This window comes from Paenibacillus swuensis (assembly GCF_001644605.1).
Classification (GTDB): Bacteria; Bacillota; Bacilli; order Paenibacillales; family DY6; genus Paenibacillus_N; species Paenibacillus_N swuensis.
This window is the reverse complement of the sequence record NZ_CP011388.1, coordinates 740,536-760,626: the sequence shown is the minus strand read 5'-3', so window position 1 is coordinate 760,626 and position 20,091 is coordinate 740,536. Positions and strand designations below refer to the sequence as shown.

The 20,091-nt window shown below is 52.1% G+C and carries 16 protein-coding genes; 11 read left to right on the top strand and 5 right to left on the bottom strand.

All coding sequences use genetic code 11. The features are described 5' to 3' along the window. Positions 1 to 133 precede the first annotated feature (133 nt). Positions 134 to 511 (top strand): hypothetical protein, encoded by a 378-nt coding sequence (locus SY83_RS03305; protein ID WP_068604236.1) that lies wholly within the window; start codon positions 134 to 136, stop codon positions 509 to 511. 6 nt (positions 512 to 517) lie between these two features. Further along, a complete protein-coding gene (locus SY83_RS03300; protein ID WP_068604234.1) occupies positions 518 to 1,759 on the top strand; it encodes a sialidase family protein in 1,242 nt (413 codons plus the stop codon). 79 nt (positions 1,760 to 1,838) lie between these two features. Here the strand turns inward: SY83_RS03300 and SY83_RS03295 are convergent, their stop codons facing one another. The 3 genes from SY83_RS03295 to SY83_RS03285 are packed head-to-tail and all read right to left on the bottom strand — an operon-like array spanning position 1,839 to position 5,154. Beyond that, positions 1,839 to 3,344, bottom strand: coding sequence for an extracellular solute-binding protein (locus SY83_RS03295; RefSeq protein WP_068604232.1), 1,506 nt, complete (start codon positions 3,342 to 3,344; stop codon positions 1,839 to 1,841). 20 nt (positions 3,345 to 3,364) lie between these two features. Further along, positions 3,365 to 4,225 (bottom strand): carbohydrate ABC transporter permease, encoded by an 861-nt coding sequence (locus SY83_RS03290; protein WP_068604231.1) that lies wholly within the window; start codon positions 4,223 to 4,225, stop codon positions 3,365 to 3,367. A 32-nt stretch (positions 4,226 to 4,257) separates the two neighbouring features. Next, positions 4,258 to 5,154, bottom strand: coding sequence for an ABC transporter permease (locus SY83_RS03285; RefSeq protein ID WP_068604229.1), 897 nt, complete (start codon positions 5,152 to 5,154; stop codon positions 4,258 to 4,260). A 222-nt stretch (positions 5,155 to 5,376) separates the two neighbouring features. Between SY83_RS03285 and SY83_RS03280 the strand changes: the two genes are divergently transcribed. The 7 genes from SY83_RS03280 to SY83_RS03250 all read left to right on the top strand — a co-directional run bounded on the left by SY83_RS03280 (position 5,377) and on the right by SY83_RS03250 (position 14,476). Then, positions 5,377 to 6,561: a GntR family transcriptional regulator gene (locus SY83_RS03280; RefSeq protein WP_068604228.1), complete on the top strand. Its 1,185-nt coding sequence runs from the start codon at positions 5,377 to 5,379 to the stop codon at positions 6,559 to 6,561. A gap of 635 nt (positions 6,562 to 7,196) precedes the next feature. Continuing rightward, a complete protein-coding gene (locus SY83_RS03275; RefSeq protein WP_068604226.1) occupies positions 7,197 to 8,489 on the top strand; it encodes a glycoside hydrolase family 125 protein in 1,293 nt (430 codons plus the stop codon). Between the two features lie 73 nt (positions 8,490 to 8,562). Continuing rightward, entirely contained in the window at positions 8,563 to 9,858 is a 1,296-nt protein-coding gene (locus tag SY83_RS03270; RefSeq protein WP_068610822.1) for an ABC transporter substrate-binding protein, read from the top strand. A 91-nt stretch (positions 9,859 to 9,949) separates the two neighbouring features. Further along, entirely contained in the window at positions 9,950 to 10,828 is an 879-nt protein-coding gene (locus tag SY83_RS03265; protein ID WP_231891422.1) for a carbohydrate ABC transporter permease, read from the top strand. A 13-nt stretch (positions 10,829 to 10,841) separates the two neighbouring features. After that, positions 10,842 to 11,774 carry a carbohydrate ABC transporter permease gene (locus tag SY83_RS03260; protein ID WP_082882281.1) on the top strand — a complete coding sequence of 311 codons (933 nt, stop codon included), beginning with the start codon at positions 10,842 to 10,844 and terminating at the stop codon, positions 11,772 to 11,774. 15 nt (positions 11,775 to 11,789) lie between these two features. After that, complete coding sequence (locus SY83_RS03255) at positions 11,790 to 13,331, top strand: glycoside hydrolase family 76 protein (RefSeq protein WP_068604224.1); 1,542 nt, start codon at positions 11,790 to 11,792, stop codon at positions 13,329 to 13,331. A gap of 86 nt (positions 13,332 to 13,417) precedes the next feature. Continuing rightward, positions 13,418 to 14,476: a glycoside hydrolase family 76 protein gene (locus SY83_RS03250; RefSeq protein WP_068604221.1), complete on the top strand. Its 1,059-nt coding sequence runs from the start codon at positions 13,418 to 13,420 to the stop codon at positions 14,474 to 14,476. A 564-nt stretch (positions 14,477 to 15,040) separates the two neighbouring features. On the opposite strand, the gene SY83_RS03245 is transcribed toward SY83_RS03250, so the two are convergent. Further along, positions 15,041 to 15,661: a DUF2238 domain-containing protein gene (locus tag SY83_RS03245; protein ID WP_068604219.1), complete on the bottom strand. Its 621-nt coding sequence runs from the start codon at positions 15,659 to 15,661 to the stop codon at positions 15,041 to 15,043. 997 nt (positions 15,662 to 16,658) lie between these two features. Continuing rightward, complete coding sequence (locus SY83_RS03240; protein ID WP_068604216.1) at positions 16,659 to 17,516, bottom strand: aldose epimerase family protein; 858 nt, start codon at positions 17,514 to 17,516, stop codon at positions 16,659 to 16,661. Positions 17,517 to 17,647: 131 nt separating this feature from the next. On the opposite strand from SY83_RS03240, the gene SY83_RS03235 reads away from it, so the two are divergent. Further along, positions 17,648 to 18,325: an AlkZ-related protein gene (locus tag SY83_RS03235; RefSeq protein ID WP_068604214.1), complete on the top strand. Its 678-nt coding sequence runs from the start codon at positions 17,648 to 17,650 to the stop codon at positions 18,323 to 18,325. Between the two features lie 141 nt (positions 18,326 to 18,466). Then, positions 18,467 to 20,071 (top strand): response regulator transcription factor, encoded by a 1,605-nt coding sequence (locus tag SY83_RS03230; RefSeq protein ID WP_068604212.1) that lies wholly within the window; start codon positions 18,467 to 18,469, stop codon positions 20,069 to 20,071. Positions 20,072 to 20,091 lie beyond the last annotated feature (20 nt).

Below are 20,091 nucleotides of genomic sequence, written 5' to 3'. Positions count from 1 at the left end.
ATGACCTGAGGAGCCTGCTAACAGCGGGCTCTTTTTTGTGTTTAAATTCACAAACTCAATCAGGGGAATCGTCTAATCGGGCACCGACCCTTCTTTCATACACTAAGCTAAATGGATGAAAAGAGGGGTGTAAGTGCCTTATACAAGCGGATTCATCGTGAACGTGGACGAGGGAAATAACTTCATCTCAACGATCCTTAACATCACGGCAGTCAATAACTCCAATACCGTCCCGTCCAATCTGGAGATTATCTTGTTTCAATACGCAGGAAATCCCCTGGTTAAATCTGTAGTCATCCGTGAATTGTTCACGATCCGCCCGCTTCAGTTCGCAGTTCGAAATTATCCTTTATCGGGTTACGGTTTCGAATTGCAGTTCAGTTTTTTCAGCTCTTTGAATACGGCAGTAACAGCTGTCGGGTTTGCCGGTCCCGGAGGTACCATTTCTACGCAGTATTTCTTGCAAAATGATTTTCAATATATAGACCGATTTACAGTAATGGGGGTGTGAAGAGGGATGGGAATCAATGTGAACATCACGGCCAACTTGCCGGGGGCTCATCAGGAACCCTCGATCGCCGTCAACCAGTTGAATCCGAAAATTATGGCCGTGGTTGCCACCGACACCGGCACCGGTGTGGCGCGCACCGGTCTGTATCGATCCACGGACGGGGGATTGACCTGGATTACGGGACTGCTGCCTTTACCAGCAGGATTTGGAGGGGCGGAAGCGGCTTCAATCGATTATACGTTTCCGAATCGGTTTATTGTCATTGTTCATGCGTTTAACAACTTTGCGGACGGTTCCATCTTCGTCTATGTATCGGATGACAACGGCGTTACCTGGACGGATCCTATTGTTGTTGCGCAAGGGTTCGGATTCGATTTGCACAACGATGAACCCTATATCGCATTTGACCGTACCTCGGCCAGCCCCTACAGGGGATATGCCTACGCCACGTACACGCCGTTGTATGATATTGAGTACAGTGTGGGTAATTCCGGGATATTCTTTCGAAGATCCGTGGACGGGGGCTTTAACTGGCTGACGCCGATCAGAATTTCCAGTGTCAGAGGTTACACCGACAGAGCCTCGATCGCAGTAGGCGTCAGCGGCGAAGTTTATGTCGGCTATATTCGAACAGGTCCGACGATGCCGCAATTTTTTGTGCGCATATCGTATGACGGCGGAGCTACATTCTTTCCGGATCCTACGTTTCGGGGAGCCATTGGTATATCAAGCGTTGTCCTTCCGCCCACACCGTTGCCTGTACCCGGCTATCAATTCCGGGTGCTGACGATTGCCAGTCTTGCCGCCGATGTCTCGGCAACCCCGACGGCAGGCAATGTGTATGCCGCTTGGCAGGATTTCCGCAAAGGGTATTCGGAAATTCTGTTCTGCCGTTCCCCGGACGGACAGCTTTGGAGCGAACCTGTAACGATCTCGCACGGAGTCCCTTTCTCGCAGAGCTTTCAACCCTCCATTACCGTGGCACCCGCGACAGGCAAAATATACTGCATTTATTACACCAACGTTTCCAACGGTTTTCTGTTGGACTGCTATGTCGCCGAATCCACGGACGGAGGCAACAGCTTTATAAACCGCCGTGTTTCCCTGCAGTCCTTCAATCCCGTCATCGCGCCTCCGATCAACTTGCTGGCGGATTATATTACCGCTCGCACTACCGCGCCGGAAACGCTGGCCGCCGTATGGACGGACACAAGAACCGGTAAGCAGGACGTATTCTTTGGCACCTGAGCCGACACCTCACCTTATTACGGATCAAAAAAAAGCCGCATCCGAGTTAGCTCTGAAGCTAACCGGTGCGGCTTTTATGTCACTTGGGAGATTGAAGCTTACCATAAGCGGCCGATAATTCATTTTTTACCGCATTTCCGCCTTGCTTCCTCCACTTCTCGATTTCAGCGCGCCAACCCGCTTCGTCGATTCGGCCCATAATAAAGTTAACATAAGCGTCTTCGACAATCTGGTCCAACTCTGCGCCGCGCAGAATCATCGTCTCGGACAGCAAAGGATCCGCGGGGTTTTCCACCGTATTTTGAGCATGATCATCATAAAACCGGTTGATCTTGAGCGCCAACGGCTCCCGTCCCTTCGGCAGTGTAGACCTTGGATCAATGCGCAGTTCCTTAATTATCTGCAGCTCGCTGGCGATGGATTCAGGGATGTCGCGATTCAGCGTAGGAACACCCTCCAACACCGTATGATGCTTCCCTTCAATTCCGAAATCCAACAGCTTAATCATCGACTCCGACATGAACGTGTCAAAAAACTGCAGAAGCTTCAATAGCTCACTCTCGGTCTTAACCTCGCTCTTCGGAAACAGATAGGTACCGCCGTAACCCGGCAGGGCCGGAATGCGAATGCCCTGAGGACCTTCAATGAGCTGCAATATGTCAAAAACGGCTTTGGAATCCTTCTCTAAGGAAAACGTGTAATTATACGCATTCTCGATATTGGCGATATTCGCGCCGCCTGTACCTTCTTGCAGGGCTTTCTTCGTTTCGCTGAATACGGCAAAATCAGGATTCAGAATCCCTTCGCTGTACAGCCGTCTCATAAACTTTAAAGCCTGTAGATAGGCCTTCGTTTCATGATCCGCGGTGAATTGTCCCTCTTGAACCTGCCAACGGTTCGGTCCGCCAAACCACCCGACGACCGTACGGAAATACATGTATCCGTCCTTCGCGGAGAGCAGTCCCCACGTGTCCTGCTTTCCGTTACCGTCCGGATCGTCGTACGTAAAGGCCTTCAGCATCCGATACAACTCGTCAATCGTTTGCGGCTCCTGCAGCCCGAGCGAATCCAGCCAGTCCTTGCGATAGGTAATCGCATCGCGGGCGAGGAGTCTGCTGCGGGGTATGCCGTATATTTTGCCGTCGATGGAGAGGTTCTCCAGGGTTTTCGGATTCAATTGACGCAGGTTTGGAAACCGGGACAAGTAGGGGCCGATTTCCCAGAACAGACCTTTACGGACAGCCTCAACGATGGGAGAGGGCTTGTTGTCCTTTACGAACAGCACATCCGGCATCTCGCCCGAGGAAAGCGCTAGGTTTACCCGGTCGGTATAAGCCGCCTTCGGGACCCAGATCATGCGGATATCCGTACCTGTTCGTTGCTGCACCTCTTCAAAGAAGGCCATAGGCTCAGGCGGTGGCGCGGCATCGTTGTAGAAAGACATCATGGAGAAGGAGGTTACGGCTTTACCCGGCTTCTTCTCTGTTGTCAGATCCGTGTCGGGAAAACGCAGCGTACTCCATACAAAAGCGGCGATGAGGGCCGTCAGGAAGAACCATTTGGCATGAAATTTCGTGAGTTTCATACTTGAATCAACCTCTTTCATTATTCTTTAACCGAACCGCCGGGAAGGGCGTGCAACAGGGATGAATGGAAGGAAGCGATGAGTAATGACAAGGGGATAACGGCCAGAATGATTAACGCGTTACGAATGGCGTAGAGAGGCAGCGGCTTCGCCCCGGCGGGCGGTTCAATCCCCCCCGCGGACAGGAGAATGACCTGATGAAGCCAGATTTGAATCGGCCACCGATGCACGTCGGACACATACAGCAGGGGACTCATGAAATCGTTCCAGTGCGCGGCGGCATACATCATCGCGCACGCGGTAATCGGCGGTACGGACAGAGGGAGGATGACGCGGAGCAACAGATCCAGATGTCCGCAGCCGTCCAACTTGGCAGAATCCGTCACGTTCGACGGAAGCTTGCGGAAGAAGGCGACCAGCACAAACAGCAGCAAAGGCTGAATGCCCGCGGGCAACCATAACGCCCAATACGTATCCAACAAACCGAGTTGACTGACGACCAAGTAATCCGGTATCATGCCACCCCAGCAGATCATGGTGCAAGCGATGAACAGCAGAAACCCCTTGCGAAACGGGAGCGAGGCTTGGGCCAGCGGGTACGCCGTCAGACAAGTCAGCAACACATTGATAACTGTACCGATCGTTGTGATCCAGAAGGTGTTGGCCAAGCTCCGCACGATGCCTTCGGAACCCAGCAGGTATCTGTAGGCAGCCAGCGTGAAGCCGGGGAAGGCCGCATTGGACGCGCCATGCACGGTAACGGATGCCCATGCGACATAGAGAAGCGGAATGACGGTTGTCATCGCCAGCAAGAACAGGAAGGTCCGGTTGACCCAGTCAAACCAGATTCCCTTCCTACGTGCCCCGTAACGGTTAAGCATGGTTTCACGTCTCCCTTCACCCGAGAAAGTAATCAGAGAATCTCGTCCTTCCGAACTCGTTGTATGATGGCATTGCCGCACAACAGGAGCGTGACGCCAACCGCGGATTTAAACAGGCTGATGGCCGTCGTATATCCGAACTGTCCGCCCAGAATGCCCGCGGTGTACATATAAGTATCCAGAATCTCAGCCGAGCTTCGGTTTACCGGGTTGATCAGCAGCATGGCATGTTCGAAGCCCAGATCGAGGATGTGGCCGCATTTGAGGATGAGCAGCATATAGACCATGTTGCGTATACCGGGCCAGGTGATATGCAGCATCAGCTGATATCGCCCCGCTCCGTCCAGCTTGGCCGCATCATACAGCGTCTTGTTGATGCTGGAGATAGCCGCAACGTAAATCAGCGTTTCCCACCCGACTTCCCGCCACAGGTTCTGTCCCGTGTAAAGCAGACGAAACCAGCTTTCTTCCAACATGAAGTGCACCGGAGCGAGTCCGAACGCTTCAAGCACCTTTTGAAAGGGGGAGCCGGCTTCTTCAAACAGAACGTAAAACAAGCTGACCACCACAACCCAGGACAAGAAATAGGGGAGGTAGAGCGCGTTTTGCACAAAAGAGGACAAGGGTCCTTTCTTCAGTTCGTGAAACAAGAAAGCAAGCATGACCGGCAGGGGGAACGTGATGAGGACATTGAACAGAAAAAGCAGCACCGTGTTCCGAACCAGCATGCCCAAGGTCGGCTCTGAAGCCAGTCTCTTGAAATGTTCCAACCCCACCCAGTTGCTGTCCGCTAGGCCTGAAGAGGGAGTGTAATCCGTAAAGGCAAGAAGCAGACCGGCCATAGGCATGTAATGAAACACGATAAAGTAGAGTAGTCCGGGCAAAAGCATGAACAACAACAGTCTATGGTTGTACAGGTTGCGAAGCATGTCGAAGTGCACCTCCGGTTTCCGGCCGCGTTCCCTCGCCTTCTGTCAGCTAAACTAATGTATTCTCAGCATGGGAGCGATGTATAGGCAGCTTGTCATTGGGGAAGGTTTTGCGGTTAAAAAGGGCGGTTGATTGAAGTAATAGAACACTTCTTCACAAAGTGTATATATCATGATATATTATTATAAAGTTGAAGGTTAGGGAGAGGCAGGTCCGGTACTATGGCAAATGAATCACCATCCAAACCGATGTATGAGAAAATATTCGACGCGCTTCGCGAACGGATTGAAGATAAGCAATATAAAGTAGGGCAACGGGTTCCTTCCGAGAAAGAGCTGGGGGAGGAGTACAACGTCAGCCGAATTACAAGCAAGAAAGCGTTGGAGCTTCTTGCGAATGAAGGTTATATCATTCGTCAGCCCGGGCGCGGGTCCTTTGTTGCCGAAGGGCAGCGAACGGCTGGTGTAACGGGAAACGTGAGCGGGGTAGGATCGGGAACGGGAGCGGGAGCGTACAACCGCCGCAAAACGAGCAAGCTTCTCGTGGGATTAATTATTACGGATTTCGGGGACAGCTACGGCATGGGTTTGGTATACGGTATGGAAGAGGCATCCCGCAAGGCGGACAGCTATCTGGTTATACGCCGGACGTTCGGGATCCCCGCCTTGGAAGAGGAGGCGATCCAGGGCATGCTCGAGCTTGGAGTCGACGGCCTGATTATTTTCCCTGCCCAGGGGGAGTATTTCAATCCGGAGATACTCAAGCTTGTGATCGGGCGATTCCCGTTCGTGCTGGTAGATCGTCATCTCAAGGGAATCTCCGCCGGGTCGATCAGTACGGACAATGTTGCCGCGGCAAAGAGGGGCACGGAGTATTTATTCGAGCTGGGGCATCAGCATATCGCGTTTGTTACGCCGCCTCCTGCCGATACCACGGCGATTGAGGATCGAATTGAAGGATTTATTCAGGCTCATGCCGAGCAGGGCATCGCGATTGACCGGGAACTGTGGATCGAGGATATCCTGTCCACGCTCCCGTCGGCTAACACCGAGGAGAACAAGCAGCAGGATATTGAGAAGATCAAGCGGCGGCTGAAGGAGAATCCGCACATTACCGGCATCTTCGCAACGGAGTACAACATCGCGGTGCTGGCGCAGAAAGCGGTGAAGCAGCTGGGCTTGTCCATTCCCGAGGACATCTCGCTCATCTCCTTCGACAGTCCGGAAACGAACGGATATTTCCCGTTGACGCATCTGAAGCAGAACCAGGAAGAGATGGGGCGGCTGGCGTTCGAGCATGTCCTGAAGCTGAGGGAGGGCGAAACGGTTCCTGGCAAAATCATGCTCGACGCATCCCTGATCATCAGCCAGTCCACAGGTCCTGCGAAGACCACGGGCCGGAGCTGACGGGATTCGAGTCGTGATGGGATGGTTTGAGAGACTCCTTCGGGAGTCCTTTTTTGTTGTTCCACAGGTGTTGAACCACCATTAGACTCAGGCTCACCCCAGTTCGCACCACGTGCGATTCCCGTCGCGCGGTTCTCGGTAGCTTAGGTGGTGTGAACCGAACGGATTTGATGGTAAATACGCAGGCGGTCAAACCTCGTGCGGGGTGGGAGCTGGTCGAAAGGTAACCATTTTCCTTGAGCTGCAGCCGATTTGGGCTAATTTCACTGAAATTTGAGCTGTGCCCATCTATAACGTAACAAAGTTCCTTCGTGTGCGTTCGTCACTGCACATGAAGGAACTTTGTTTCTTTATGGTCCGATTCCCCACAAAGGTGCCTTAATATAGCGAAAACCGGTAACTCATCAACGTAATTCGTTACCATAAACAATGGTTACTCCACGGCGGTGCACACTAACTATGCACATTGGATCACCCGTAAAGGATGTGATACCCTACTATTGATCTAATAGGTTAGTATATTGAATGATATAATGTTATTAAAAAACATATTGACATGTTGTTTAATCCCTCCTATAATCAATGTAAGCGGTTAACAAGATGATTTAATCCAGAAGCAGAGGAGGGAGATCAGCATGATTTCTCAAACGGAAAACCCGGTCTCCGTTCAGCGGTTCGCAACTGAAATTGCTGATAAGATCAAGGACCATCCCCGTTGGTCACAGATTTTCAACAACGGTTTTACCAATACATTACAGACTACAGTCCGGCGGTTGGAAGACGGAACCACATTTGTTATAACAGGTGATATACCATCTATGTGGCTTCGGGATTCGGCGGCTCAAGTCAGACCCTATTTAGTCCTCGCCCAAGAAGATGCGGGTCTGGCCGATATGATTCAAGGATTGGTGCAGAGGCAGTTGCAATACATTGTTTTGGATCCCTATGCGAACGCTTTCAATATTGAACCGAGCGGAAAGGGACATCAGGACGACGCAACGGAGATGACACCTTGGCTGTGGGAACGCAAGTACGAAATCGACTCCCTGTGCTATCCGTTACAATTAGCATACCTTCTATGGAAGAATACCGGCAGAACATCGCAGTTTAACGATACTTTCTTGCAGGCGACGCGAACGATCCTTAACTTGTGGAGAACAGAACAGCATCACGAAACGGAATCCGCGTACACGTTCCAACGCGCGAATTGTCCGCCGACGGACACCTTGGCGCGGGACGGCAAAGGCAGCGAAACCGCCTACACCGGCATGACCTGGTCCGGATTCCGGCCGAGTGACGATGCCTGCACATACGGCTATCTGGTTCCGGCGAACATGTTCGCGGTGGTCGTTTTAAGATATGTTACGGAAATCGCGACAGAAATTCTGCGCGATCCTAACCTGGTGGAAGAAGCGGAAGCGCTTCGCAAGGAGATTGATCAGGGGATTCAAGAACATGCAATCGTGGATCATCCGGAGTTCGGTCGTATGTATGCCTACGAGACGGACGGGATGGGCAGATACAACTTCATGGATGACGCCAATGTGCCAAGTTTGCTCTCCATCCCTTATCTTGGTTACACGGATGCGTCCGATCCCGTCTATCAGAATACCCGGCGGTTCATCCTGAGCGAAAGCAACCCTTACTTCTTCAAAGGGAAGGCGGCGGAAGGCATCGGCAGTCCCCATACGCCGAACCGGTATATCTGGCCGATCGCACTGGCCATGCAAGGTTTAACGGCGACAACAAGCGAAGAAAAGGCGCGGATGCTTGGATTACTGGCCGCAACAGAAGCAGATACAGGGATGATGCACGAAGGCTTTCATGTCGATGATCCGCATGAGTTTACACGCTCCTGGTTCTCTTGGGCCAACATGATGTTCGCGGAGCTGCTTATGGATTATTGCGGATTCCGTGTACAGAAATAGATCGATTTCAATAGGGTGACCTATGAAATAGCATTCACTATAGAAAAGGGAGGCAATACAAGTGAAGAAATGGATGACGGTATTTACCTTGGTTGCATTGATGTTCACGGCGGCTTGCGGAAACACGGCGAATACGGCGAATAACAACGCTAACGCTCCAACTAATGGCGGGAACAAGGAGAGTTCCGCCAAAGTGAAAGAAGTAACGTTCTGGGGTGACTGGGGCGGTGAAGGGCAGAAGCAATTCGAAACCATGGTTGACGCGTTTAATAATTCGCAAGACAAAATTCGAGTGAAATACGTCCTGCAACAGGACATGATTACGAAATTCCTGACAGCGGCAACCTCAGGCGGTTCCCCGGACGTTCTGTTCTGGGACAGATGGCGCACATCCCTTTACGCGCCTAAGAACGTATTGCACCCGATTGATGAGTATGTGACTAAGGACGGACTGAACAAAGAAGATTTCTACGGCGAAGCATTGAAAGAGTTATCATACCAAGATAAATTATACGGGTTGCCTTTAACGGTAGATGCCAGGGCTTTATTTTATAACAAAAAATTACTTGCGGACGCGGGTGTAACACCGCCAACCACTTGGGCGGAGCTTGAAGCCGCGGCGAAGAAACTGACGAAATGGAACGGAAACAAGCTGGAAGTAGCCGGTTTCTCCCTGAATGATAAAGGTTTGTTCAACATGTATCTGCAGCAAGCAGGCGGACAAATGCTGAACGCGGACAACACAGCAACGAACTTTAATAACGAGCAAGGTAAAGCGGTTCTGGATCTTTGGGATCGTATGTTGAATAAAGACAAGGTGTATAAGCTTGGATTCGAAACAGGCTTGGGTGAAGGTACGGACGCGTTCGTAACGGGCAAGCTGGCTATGCAATACAACGGTCCTTGGAATCTGAGCACGTACAAGAAGTTTGGTAAAGATCTGGACTTTGGCGTTGTAGCGCCTCCGGCGGGACCTAACGGCGACCAAGCGAGCATCATGGGAGGATTCGGTCTTGTCATTCCGGCAGGAGCGAAGAACAAGGAAGAAGCTTGGGAATTCATCAAGTTCTGGACAGCCAACAAAGACAATGCATTGCTATGGGCCAAAACAAGTCTGAACATCCCGGGCTTCAAACCGGCTTTAGAAGATCCGTTCTTCACAGAGGATCCTAACCTTAAACCGTTTATTGAAACGCTGAATACAGCTAAAATTCGTCCGCAGCATTCCGGATACTCCGTCATGGAAGACGATGCGTTACTGCCGAACCTCGATCTGTTCCTGAACGGCAAACTAAGCGCGGAAGATACGCTGAAGAAAGCGCAGCAACGCGGCGATCAATTGTTGAAGGATAACGCGACAGTTCAATAGACACCACAGCGCAAAAGGGAGGGCAACCTCCCTTTTGCACGAATATCCGAGCATATATGTGTTGATGAAAGGGGGAGTATTCGTGGCTTCCATGCACAAGCTTCATAAGCACCAAGCCAGAATGGGTTATCTGTTTATTACCCCAACGATGCTGTTGTTCTTGGCGTTTACCATCGTTCCCGTGGTCATGGCCATGTACTTAAGCTTCACGAACTATGACGTGGTCTCGAGGAGAGACTGGGTGGGACTCGATAATTACCGCAGACTGTTCCAAGATTCATTATATTGGCAAACATTCCGGAACGTTATTTTCTACTCCGTCATCTTTGTGCCTCTGAACATCTTGATTTCCTTGCTGATTGCCCTGCTCTTGAACTTTAACAAACCGGGCGTCAAGCTGTTCCGGACGATGAACTACCTGCCTACGCTGACCTCGGCGGTTGCGGCGGCAACGGTGTGGATTTGGCTGCTGCACCCGGAGTTCGGTCTGGTCAACGGTTTGCTCGGTTATCTGGGCATTACGGGTCCGGCTTGGCTGGCGCAAACGAATACGGCTATGCTCTCCATTATCCTCGTTACCCTGTGGCAGTCCATCGGCTCCAACATGGTGATCTATATCGCGGGGTTGCAAGGCGTACCGGATTACCTGTATGAATCCGCGAAGCTGGACGGCGCATCGGCGTTTGACCGGTTCCGCTATATTACCTGGCCGCAGCTGCGCCCTACCACATTCCTGGTTTCCACCATGTCGATTATCGGAGCCCTGCAGCTCTTTGATCAGGCGTTTGTGCTGACGCAAGGGGGACCGGCGAATGTGACAAAAACACCGGTATATCTGATATACCAGCAAGGCTTTAATCAGTTACAGATGGGCTATGCGTCCGCGCAGGCGTTCGTACTGGCCATCGTTATTCTGGTGTTCTCCTATATAAATACGAAAGTTAACAAGTCGGAAGAGTCTATTCTGTAAGGAGGAGCAAATCATGGCTGACACACAAACAAACCGAGGCGCTCTTTCCTACAAGACGTCCGTGCATACACCAGGTTACAAGGCACGCAAATGGGCAGGCAACATCCTGTTCTACGCGGTGAGCATTTCCATTGCGGTGTTCATGTTCCTCCCGTTCTTCTGGAGCTTAATGACTTCAATCAAGCCGAGTGAAGAAATTTTCTCCCTGCCGATCCGGTGGTTTCCGTCTTCGATTTCTTGGGAGCATTACCGAACGGCTTTTACCACAGTCCCTTTCGGCTTATATTTCTGGAATTCATTGGTATTGGCGATCGGGGGCGTAATCGCTAACTTATTCTTCGGTTCTTTAAGCGGGTACGCGTTCGCGAAATTGAATTTCCGGCTGAATAAACCTTTATTTATGGTGCTGCTTGCGGCGATGATGATTCCCGGGATCGTCACGATGATCCCCAGCTTCTACGTGTTGAAGAACTTCCCTCTGATCGGCGGGAACGACATCTTCGGCTCGGGCGGCAACGGCTTTATGAACTCGTTCTGGGGCGTTATTATCCCGGGCGCATCGGGTTCGTTCGCGGTGTTCTTCATGCGCCAATTCTTCATGACATTGCCCACCGATATGATGGAAATGGCTCGAATCGAAGGCTGTAAAGAGTTCCGGATCTTCTGGAACATCTATTTACCGCTGACCAAGCCGGCACTGGCGACCTTAGGGATCTTCACCTTCCAAGCAGGCTGGAATTCCTTCCTGTGGCCGATGATTGTCCTTAACGATCCGGAGAAAGCGACGATTCAGATGGGTCTTAAAGCGTTCTCGTACAACTATCAGACCGATTTCGGTCCCATGATGGCCGGCGCGTTGATCGCGATTGTGCCGATTCTGATTTTGTTCTTGGTGTTGCAGAAGTATTTTGTCCAAGGCATTGCGTTTAGCGGTACTAAGGGTTAAGGGGGAGCGTATGTAATGGAGAACAAGTTAAAGAAAACATCCAAATGGTTAAGCATCTTGCTGGCGGCCGCGGTCATCACGCCTGTAATCGGAATAAAGGACGCCAATGCTTTCACTTCAGCTAACGCGGATACAGCGATGAACGGCTTCGTGAATACGTTTTATGACGCCAACGCGAAGTATTTCTACACCAACAGCGATCATCAAATTCATACGCACGCGCACGGACCTAACGGAGGATTGTACACGGATTTCTGGTGGGAAGCCCAAATGTGGGAAACGGTCATGGATGCCTATGAACGTACGGGAAGCTCGACATACCGGACGATGATTGACGACATTTACGCGGGCTTCAACAGTAAATATCCGAACATGATGGATAATGACTTCAATGACGACCTGGGCTGGTGGGCGCTGGCGGCTATGCGGGCTTATGAGCTGACAGGAACGGTGGAATATCGGAATCGGGCCTCATACCTTTTTGATCAGATATATAACTTTAACGACAGTACTTACGGCGGCGGCATCTGGTGGAAACGCGACGGCACCTCGCAACAGAAGAATATCGCAACCAACGCGCCGATGGTCATGACCGCCATGAAGCTGAAAAATGCCACCAATGACAGCACTTATCAAACCAAAGCGTTGAATCTGTACAACTGGATGAAGAGCAGACTGGTCGCGGGAAACAAGATCAACGATCATGTGGAGGGCAGCGGCAACGGGATCGTGATTGACTGGGATTTCACGTATAACTACGGAACGTTCTTAGGGGCGGCATTAGCGTTGTACAAAGCGACTGGAACCCAATCCTACTTAACCGACGCGACAACGGCAGCGGATTATGCGATCAGTAAATTGACCTTATCCAACACATTGCTGTATGAAGGCGAGAATGACGGGGCCGGGTTCAAAATGGTGTTCGCGCGCAATTTAAACAATCTGCGTAAAGAAACGGGCAGTTCTACCTATCTGAATTTCCTTCAGCAAAATGCGACCCAGGCGTTCAATCACCGGCGAACCTCGGATAACATCATCGGCAGCGACTGGACGGCGCCAACGGGCAGCGGATACATCCAAAGTATGGCCGCGGCGGCGGGAGCTTCCCTTCTGCAACTGACACCGGCGGACAACTATACGGGATACATTGCGGGGAACGGCACCTATGAAGCGGAGAATGCCGTGCTCGTGAAATCAGGCGGCGGGGGTATCGGAAACGAAAGCACCGCGGCGGGATATACCGGGAGGGGGTATGTGGCCGGCTGGAATACGAACGGGACGAACATTACGTTCCATGTAAACCAGAACTCGGCAAGTACGCGTACCATCACGATTCGATATGCCGCGGGCGCGGGGAATGCCGGACGGTATGTGTCAGTGAACGGCAACGTAGTATCCAACAATCTCACCTTCAACGGAACAGGCGGTTGGGGTTCATGGAGTACGGTCACGCTCAACGTCAATTTAAACGCGGGATCCAACACGATCGTAATCGGTTATGACAGTTCCAAAGGGAATACCAATTATTTGAATGTGGATAAAATGTACGGTCTGTAAGTATAACGGTCGGTCCGGTTATATCCGGAAGGATGTGCGGGACCGGCCTGATTTTAGCAAGCATACAGAGATAAGGAGTGTTGACCATGTTGTGGAACAATCGTGCTGAAGAGGCTCAGCAGGCGTTGGATGAATTATTTTGGAATGAGCAGATTGGGTTGTATGACATTGAAATTCCGTGCCCGGACGGGGCGTGTAATACGATTTTTCATTATTGGTGGATGGCGCATGCGGTGGATGTGCTGGTGGACGGACTTACGCGCACGGGGGATGCCAAGTATGCCGCACGGTTAGCCGCGTTATATGACGGATTGCTGGAGCGGAACGGCGGCGTGTGGCCGAATGAGCTCTATGATGACATGGAGTGGATGGCTCTTGCCTGGTTGCGTGCTTACGGTGCGACGGGCGAGACTAAGTACAAAGAAGCGGCGGACATCCTGTGGACGGACATTCAAACCGGTTGGAACGACCATATGGGCGGCGGGATCGCTTGGCAGAAGTCGCAGTTGGATTACAAAAACACCCCGGCCAACGCACCTGCGGTCATCCTTGCGGCGCGTCTGTACAAAGCGTTCGGTCGTCCGGAAGATTTGGCATGGGCTGTGAAAATTTATGAATGGCAAAAAGCGCATCTGATCAATCCGGAGACCGGATTTGCCTGGGACGGGATGAACCGGACCGGGGACGGTTCGATTGATAAGGAATGGAAGTTCACCTATTGCCAAGGGGTGGTGATCGGCGCCGGGGTTGAGCTGTTCCGCGTCACAGGCGAACGCGGATATCTGGATGACGCCATCCGCACGTATCATGCGGCAGTGGCGGAGCTGGTTCATCCGGAGACGGGCTTGTTACCGGATGAGGAGGATGGCGACGGCGGCTTGTTCAAGGGCGTGCTGGTCCGCTATGTAGCGGAACTGGCGCACGAGGAGCCGTCGCTGGCGGAGGCGGCTGTGCTGCTTGGGCACAACGCCGACGCGCTTTGGAGCCGCGGCCGGTGTGAGCGCCGCGGCGTGTTCTCCACCAGCTGGGATGCCCAGCCGGTGGAGCGGGTTACGCTGAGCACGCAGCTCAGCGGGGTGAAGTTGCTCGAGCGGGCGGCGGAGCTCGAGAAGCGTGGGCAGTTGGCTGCCGCGGAGACGGTGTAGCCGGGTCGGTGGAGCTCAAGAAGCGAGGTCAGTTGGCTTCGCCAATGTCGAACACACCGTTCCCCGTTGCTGCGCAAATGTTCCAACCTATTTCAAATTTATGTTCGCGTTACTTAGTACCAGGTTCTAAGATATATATTACATCGGGCAGAGTTTAAGTTGTTCTAAACCCCTCATTCCAATAATGTTTATATTATAAAGGTATATATCCATATTTTTGGCGAAAATTATTGTAGATGTACACCTCAGGGGAACTTTGCATGGAAAAATGTCCTTCATAGCGTGGACACGGGGTTGTTTTTCAAATCAAGCTGCCGATATCTACAAGTAGTATTAGGATGAACTCTTATGACACCACATATGGATATCTGAGGCTAGACCCCGAACTATATCTGAATAAAACGGGTGTCCATTATACGAAGGACATTCGGAGGTTATTTGTCCATCTATGGCGGACATTGGGCTTGGTCGTGATGGGATTTGCAATAAAAAACAGCGGTAACCTTGGAAAGCTTTATTCCTAGGTTGCCGCTTATTTGTTGTTATTACATGGGGGTCATATTGTCATCGATTCAGCTTCCGGATCTGCTTGTCATGTAGTTTATCGAGCAGCAAGATGCTGGTAAGTCCGCCGCAGAAGGCCCATATCATATCCCATTGGGCGTCCCATTCATCGCCTTGATGACCCAGAAAATCATCAGCTTCGCCCCCAAAGGCTAAGTAGGCGAGAAATTCTACGATTTCATAGAAGCCGCTGACCGCCAAAGTGAAGGAGAGGGCGACGATAGCACGAACGTTACGGTGCGGGATCAGGTTCAATCGCCACGCCAGTTCCTTCACCGCAAGCGCAGGGATAATCCCCTGGAAATAATGTCCGATTCGATCAAAATGATTCCGGTTTTGCCCAAACTCATCCCGAATCCAGTTAAACAAGGGTACTCTCTCATACGTATAGTGCGCACCAATCAGCATCCAGACGAAACTGACGAATAGAAGCACATAGAATAGCGAAGAAAATTTGAAACGTTTGTACGTAATAATTAGAATTGCAACGATCGCAAGCGCAGGCATTGCCTCGGCGAACCAGATATAATAGCGGTTTGCATCTATAACGGACCATAGGAGCACAGCAGCTAATAACAACAACAAAGTTAGGACCAAACGGCGGTTTGCTGTTTCAGACATGAAATTCCCCTCCCTCCCAACGATGCAATGATCTGCCATTTCCATAGGTAACAAATGGTATTATACTCAACTTACAGATGGTCCATGCAAACGGCTCGGAGGGGGAATGATGAAGTCGATTTGGTCCACTACTATTAGAAATAAAATACCCCGCCCGCTAACGGCGCAAAAGGCCGTTAGGGCGAGCGCCCCGCCCGCTAACGGCGCAAAAGGCCGTTAGGGCGAGCGCCCCGCCCGCTAACGGCGCAAAAGGCCGTTAGGGCGAGCGCCCCGCCGTCTAACGGCGCAAAAGGCCGTTAGGGCGAGCGCCCCGCCCCCTAACGGCGCAAAAGGCCGTTAGGGCGAGCGCCCCGCCGTCTAACGGCGCAAAAGGCCGTTAGGGCGAGCACCCCGCCCGCTAACGGCGCAAAAGGCCATTAGGGCGAGCGCCCCGCCATCTAACGGCGCAAAAGGCCATTAGGGCGAGCGCCCCGCCCGCTAACGGCGCAAAAGGCCGTTAGGGCGAGCACCCCGCCATCTAACGGCGCAAAAGGCCGTTAGGGCGAGCGCCCCGCCGTCTAACGGCGCAAAAGGCCGTTAGGGCGAGCGCCCCGCCCCCTAACGGCGCAAAAGGCCGTTAGGGCGAGCGCCCCGCCGTCTAACGGCGCAAAAGGCCGTTAGGGCGAGCGCCCCGCCATCTAACGGCGCAAAAGGCCGTTAGGGCGAGCGCTTGCCGATTGAGCGGGCGCGTTATGGGGTAGGTTATGATGCCGATTGGAGTTCCGTTTTCGTGAGGCGAGAAACTTTTACTTTCCATGTGATTAAAAAAGGAGCCTGCCGTCTGGCAAGCTCTCCGCTGTCCATCCAATCGGGCTCGTTTCATAGAATCAAAATTACGCTGTTCGAATGCTATTTCCTCAAACTGCCCCATGCGCAACGTTGCGCGCACAGTCGTCCGCATGCGCAATTCCGCATGCAGTTACCTCATCAAACCCGCCCCATGCGCCCCGCCCCTGCATCAAACCCGGCGCATGCGCAGCTCCGCGCGGACCGCACCGCCCGGCGGCGCGTAGACCAGCTCCGCCCGCCGGTGAAACTCGCCGGTCAGCGCCATCCACGGCTCGACGCAGACGAACTCGCGTCCCGCCACAGACCACAGCACGACGTACTTGAAGTCGTCGCTGTATTCCAGCCGGATGCTCCGGCCCGCCGACGGCTCAAAGCCGATCTCGTACCGCTGGGCATCCAGGAACGCCGCCGATTCAACCATCGGCGTCAGATCCAGGCTGCCCGTATACGACTTGACCTCGCCGTCGTTGTAGTCCAGATACGTCCGGGCGTCCGTATCATACGCCAAATCCTTCCCATCCGCCGCAAAATACGGATGGAAACCCGCATAGAACGGCATCGGTGCTTCGGACAGGTTCCGGTATTCCTGTTCAATCGCCAGCACGCCGTCCCGAAGTCGGTACGTATACACGATTTCAAAGTCGAACGGATAGCTCTCCCGCGTCATCTCGTTCGACACGAGCTTGATTGTCATCCACGCCCCGTCATCCGTACCCGTTGCCACAACCTCCCACGCCATATTGCGCGCGAATCCGTGATTTGCCATCGGATAGGTCACGCCGTCCCACTCGTAGCGCTTATTCTCCAACTGCCCGCTAATGGGAAACAGAATCGGATTCCCGCCCCGGATATTGGCCACAGGATCCTCATAAGTGGCCCGATCCAGATACAGAAGCTCCTCACCGCCAGCGCCCCAGCCGATAATAATACCCCCGCGCTCCGGCGCCGCTTTCACCCAAGAGCCCGTGAGCTCATCCGACAATTCATACACTTGATAAACATCCTCATATGTAGACACTTTATACATAAACTTACCTCCGCCTCTCTTCCAAATATGGGTGATGTCACAACATTCGCATCCACAGCATAACACAAATCAGAGGGACAAGTTATGGTATGATAGGTTCAAAAATGGATATTAAACGGAGGCTCATAACCATGTCCAACTCGTCCAAATTAACTTATGCACAAATGGCGGAACGCATCGGAGAACTCGGATTATTGCCTATGGCAAACCTGATTCCGGATTATCCCTCGCTGGATTCTCTAACGCCCAAAGAAGATTGGCATTCCGATACCGAATACGATCCTTGGGCATGGCGGGTTCGTTTTCCGGGCGACGGGACGGCGGCTTACGGCAAGCTGCTGAAGAAGAAAAATATCTTCATAGCCGCCCGGCTGACACCGCTCGTAAGCATAGTGCTGCGGAATGGGAAATCGGCCGGACAGGCTTACCGCGACGGCAACCTCTCACGCGACGCGCACCAGGTGTACACGATTATCGCCGAACAGCAAGGCATTGATACGCGAGAGCTTCGGGCTGAGGCGGGTATGAAAGCAACGGAAGCCAAGAAGGTCTATGAAGCGGCCATTACCGAGCTGCAGGCGACAGGACATGTGGTCATCTCCGGCGTCAAAATCAAGCGGAATGCCGACGGAGAGCAAAGCGGTTGGAGCAGCACTTCTTTTGAGACGACCGATTTCTGGATGGAATCGCAGGGGATTCAGCCCTATAGCGGATCGTTGGCGGAAGCCAAGTCAGAGCTTGCTGAAGAATTGGATGGGTTGCTGCCGGCTAAAGCGAGAGCTTTCATCGCTAAAGCCTGGGGCGTATAGCCTATGCTTCCGAACTAAGCTTGCTAAAGCAAACTTTCAACAAGACAAATTTACCCCCTTTTTCGGGGAATGTTCACCTTTTGACCGCTAATAAAGTTCTTTATAATTTGTGGTGAGACACTATGACAACCGGGTGATGAAATGAGAATTAAAGCGCTGCTGGTCGATGACGAGATTCATATCGCAAGGAATTTGGAACAAATTATACCCTGGGAAGCGCTAGGCGTCGAAATTGTCGGGTTCGCCAAGAACGGCGTCGAAGCGCTGGAGCATGTGAACAAAGAAGAAATACACCTCATGTTATGCGATATCCGTATGCCGGTCATGGATGGAATGGAATTAATCCGCAGGCTGCGCGAAGAAGAATCCGCCTGTGAGATCATAATGCTGACGGGGTACCAGGACTATGATTATACGAGAGCGGCGATCCGTTACGGGGTTAAGGATTATCTCCTCAAGCCGATTAACTACGATGAGCTTCAGGAGGTTGTCGAACGGGTGGTGGCTGGCATTCGGGCCAAAGCCATTCAATCGAATCAGGAGAAGAAACAGATCGGGCGGATCGTAGGCCTTGCTTCGGAAAAAATTCTTTACGACATTCTGATGGATTACTCGCAAGTGTCCAAAGGGAATCTGATGTTGGCCGGCGTGGAGCATATTTTTCAGGATCAGCAGTACGTGGTATTCGTCGCGGATATGGATCATTACTCGCAACGGGCTCGCAACTGGGATGACCGGGAACGTAAGCTGTGGAACTTCGCCGTCAATAACGTGATACAGGATACGCTTGAGAAGAAGTCCGTCGGGCACGCCGTCATTCAGATGCGTGACGGGGAATGGTGTATCGTTCTGGAATATACCTCGGACTTTCTGACAGGCATGGACCAGGATGAAGTGATGGGATGGGCCGAAGAGCTGCAACATGCGGTGCTTGAGAATGCCAAGATTCCTGTTTCCATGGGAGTTTACGGTGATGTTCTGGCGATCACACAGCTTTCCAAAGCCTACAAGGCGGTGCAACGGGGATTACAGCTGACTTCGCAGACCGGGCATGCCACCCTTTATTATCCGGAAGCGCAAGAAAAGAACGAAATGGATTTCGGAATGTGGAGTTTAATTGAGGACATTGTGTCCGGCATCAAGAAAGGGGACCGTGCGGGGACCGACCGCGCGCTGGTTGAGTTGAATACCCGGCTGCAAGCAATATCCGAGCAATCGCTGGACCGGGTGAAACAGATTTTGAACTTCCTCGTCCTGCACATCCTTCGGGAGATGCGTGAGATGCAAGTCGTCACGAAGCAACAGGAAGACCAGATTTGGAAGCAACTGGAGCGTAACGTCGGTGTGCGGGACTTACTAGCGTCCATTAAGCAGTTGATTGAGGACAGTGTGGAGGGTTTTGTGCGTAAGAAATCCAGCGAAGTACTCATGATTACCGCCAAAGATTATATCGACCGCAATCTGGCCAAGGATCTTTGTGTGGAAGAATTGGCGCAGATGTTAGGGATCTCATCGTCCTATTTCTCCCTGTTGTTTAAACAAACGCATGGCGAGACTTTTATTGAATATTTGACCCGTCAACGGATGGAAAAGGCGAAGTCGCTACTCCTTATGAGCGGACTCAGCATCTCGAAGATCTGCAAGGAAGTGGGGTACGCGGAGCGGCGTTATTTCACGAAAGTGTTCCAGAAGTATACGGGTGAACTGCCTTCGGAGTACAGAGCAAATTCCGACGGGGAAAAGTAATGGATCGTTGGTCACGATCA

Bases quoted from the DNA above. Each gene is read 5' to 3' on its own strand.
- SY83_RS03275 (WP_068604226.1), top strand. From the start codon at position 7,197: ATGATTTCTCAAACGGAAAACCCGGTCTCCGTTCAGCGGTTCGCAACT.
- SY83_RS03230 (WP_068604212.1), top strand. From the start codon at position 18,467: ATGAGAATTAAAGCGCTGCTGGTCGATGACGAGATTCATATCGCAAGG.
- SY83_RS03260 (WP_082882281.1), top strand. From the start codon at position 10,842: ATGGCTGACACACAAACAAACCGAGGCGCTCTTTCCTACAAGACGTCC.
- SY83_RS03300 (WP_068604234.1), top strand. From the start codon at position 518: ATGGGAATCAATGTGAACATCACGGCCAACTTGCCGGGGGCTCATCAG.
- SY83_RS03250 (WP_068604221.1), top strand. From the start codon at position 13,418: ATGTTGTGGAACAATCGTGCTGAAGAGGCTCAGCAGGCGTTGGATGAA.
- SY83_RS03280 (WP_068604228.1), top strand. From the start codon at position 5,377: ATGGCAAATGAATCACCATCCAAACCGATGTATGAGAAAATATTCGAC.
- SY83_RS03240 (WP_068604216.1), bottom strand. From the start codon at position 17,516: ATGTATAAAGTGTCTACATATGAGGATGTTTATCAAGTGTATGAATTG.
- SY83_RS03290 (WP_068604231.1), bottom strand. From the start codon at position 4,225: ATGCTTAACCGTTACGGGGCACGTAGGAAGGGAATCTGGTTTGACTGG.
- SY83_RS03270 (WP_068610822.1), top strand. From the start codon at position 8,563: ATGACGGTATTTACCTTGGTTGCATTGATGTTCACGGCGGCTTGCGGA.
- SY83_RS03255 (WP_068604224.1), top strand. From the start codon at position 11,790: ATGGAGAACAAGTTAAAGAAAACATCCAAATGGTTAAGCATCTTGCTG.
- SY83_RS03285 (WP_068604229.1), bottom strand. From the start codon at position 5,154: ATGCTTCGCAACCTGTACAACCATAGACTGTTGTTGTTCATGCTTTTG.
- SY83_RS03245 (WP_068604219.1), bottom strand. From the start codon at position 15,661: ATGTCTGAAACAGCAAACCGCCGTTTGGTCCTAACTTTGTTGTTGTTA.
- SY83_RS03265 (WP_231891422.1), top strand. From the start codon at position 9,950: ATGCACAAGCTTCATAAGCACCAAGCCAGAATGGGTTATCTGTTTATT.
- SY83_RS03295 (WP_068604232.1), bottom strand. From the start codon at position 3,344: ATGAAACTCACGAAATTTCATGCCAAATGGTTCTTCCTGACGGCCCTC.
- SY83_RS03235 (WP_068604214.1), top strand. From the start codon at position 17,648: ATGTCCAACTCGTCCAAATTAACTTATGCACAAATGGCGGAACGCATC.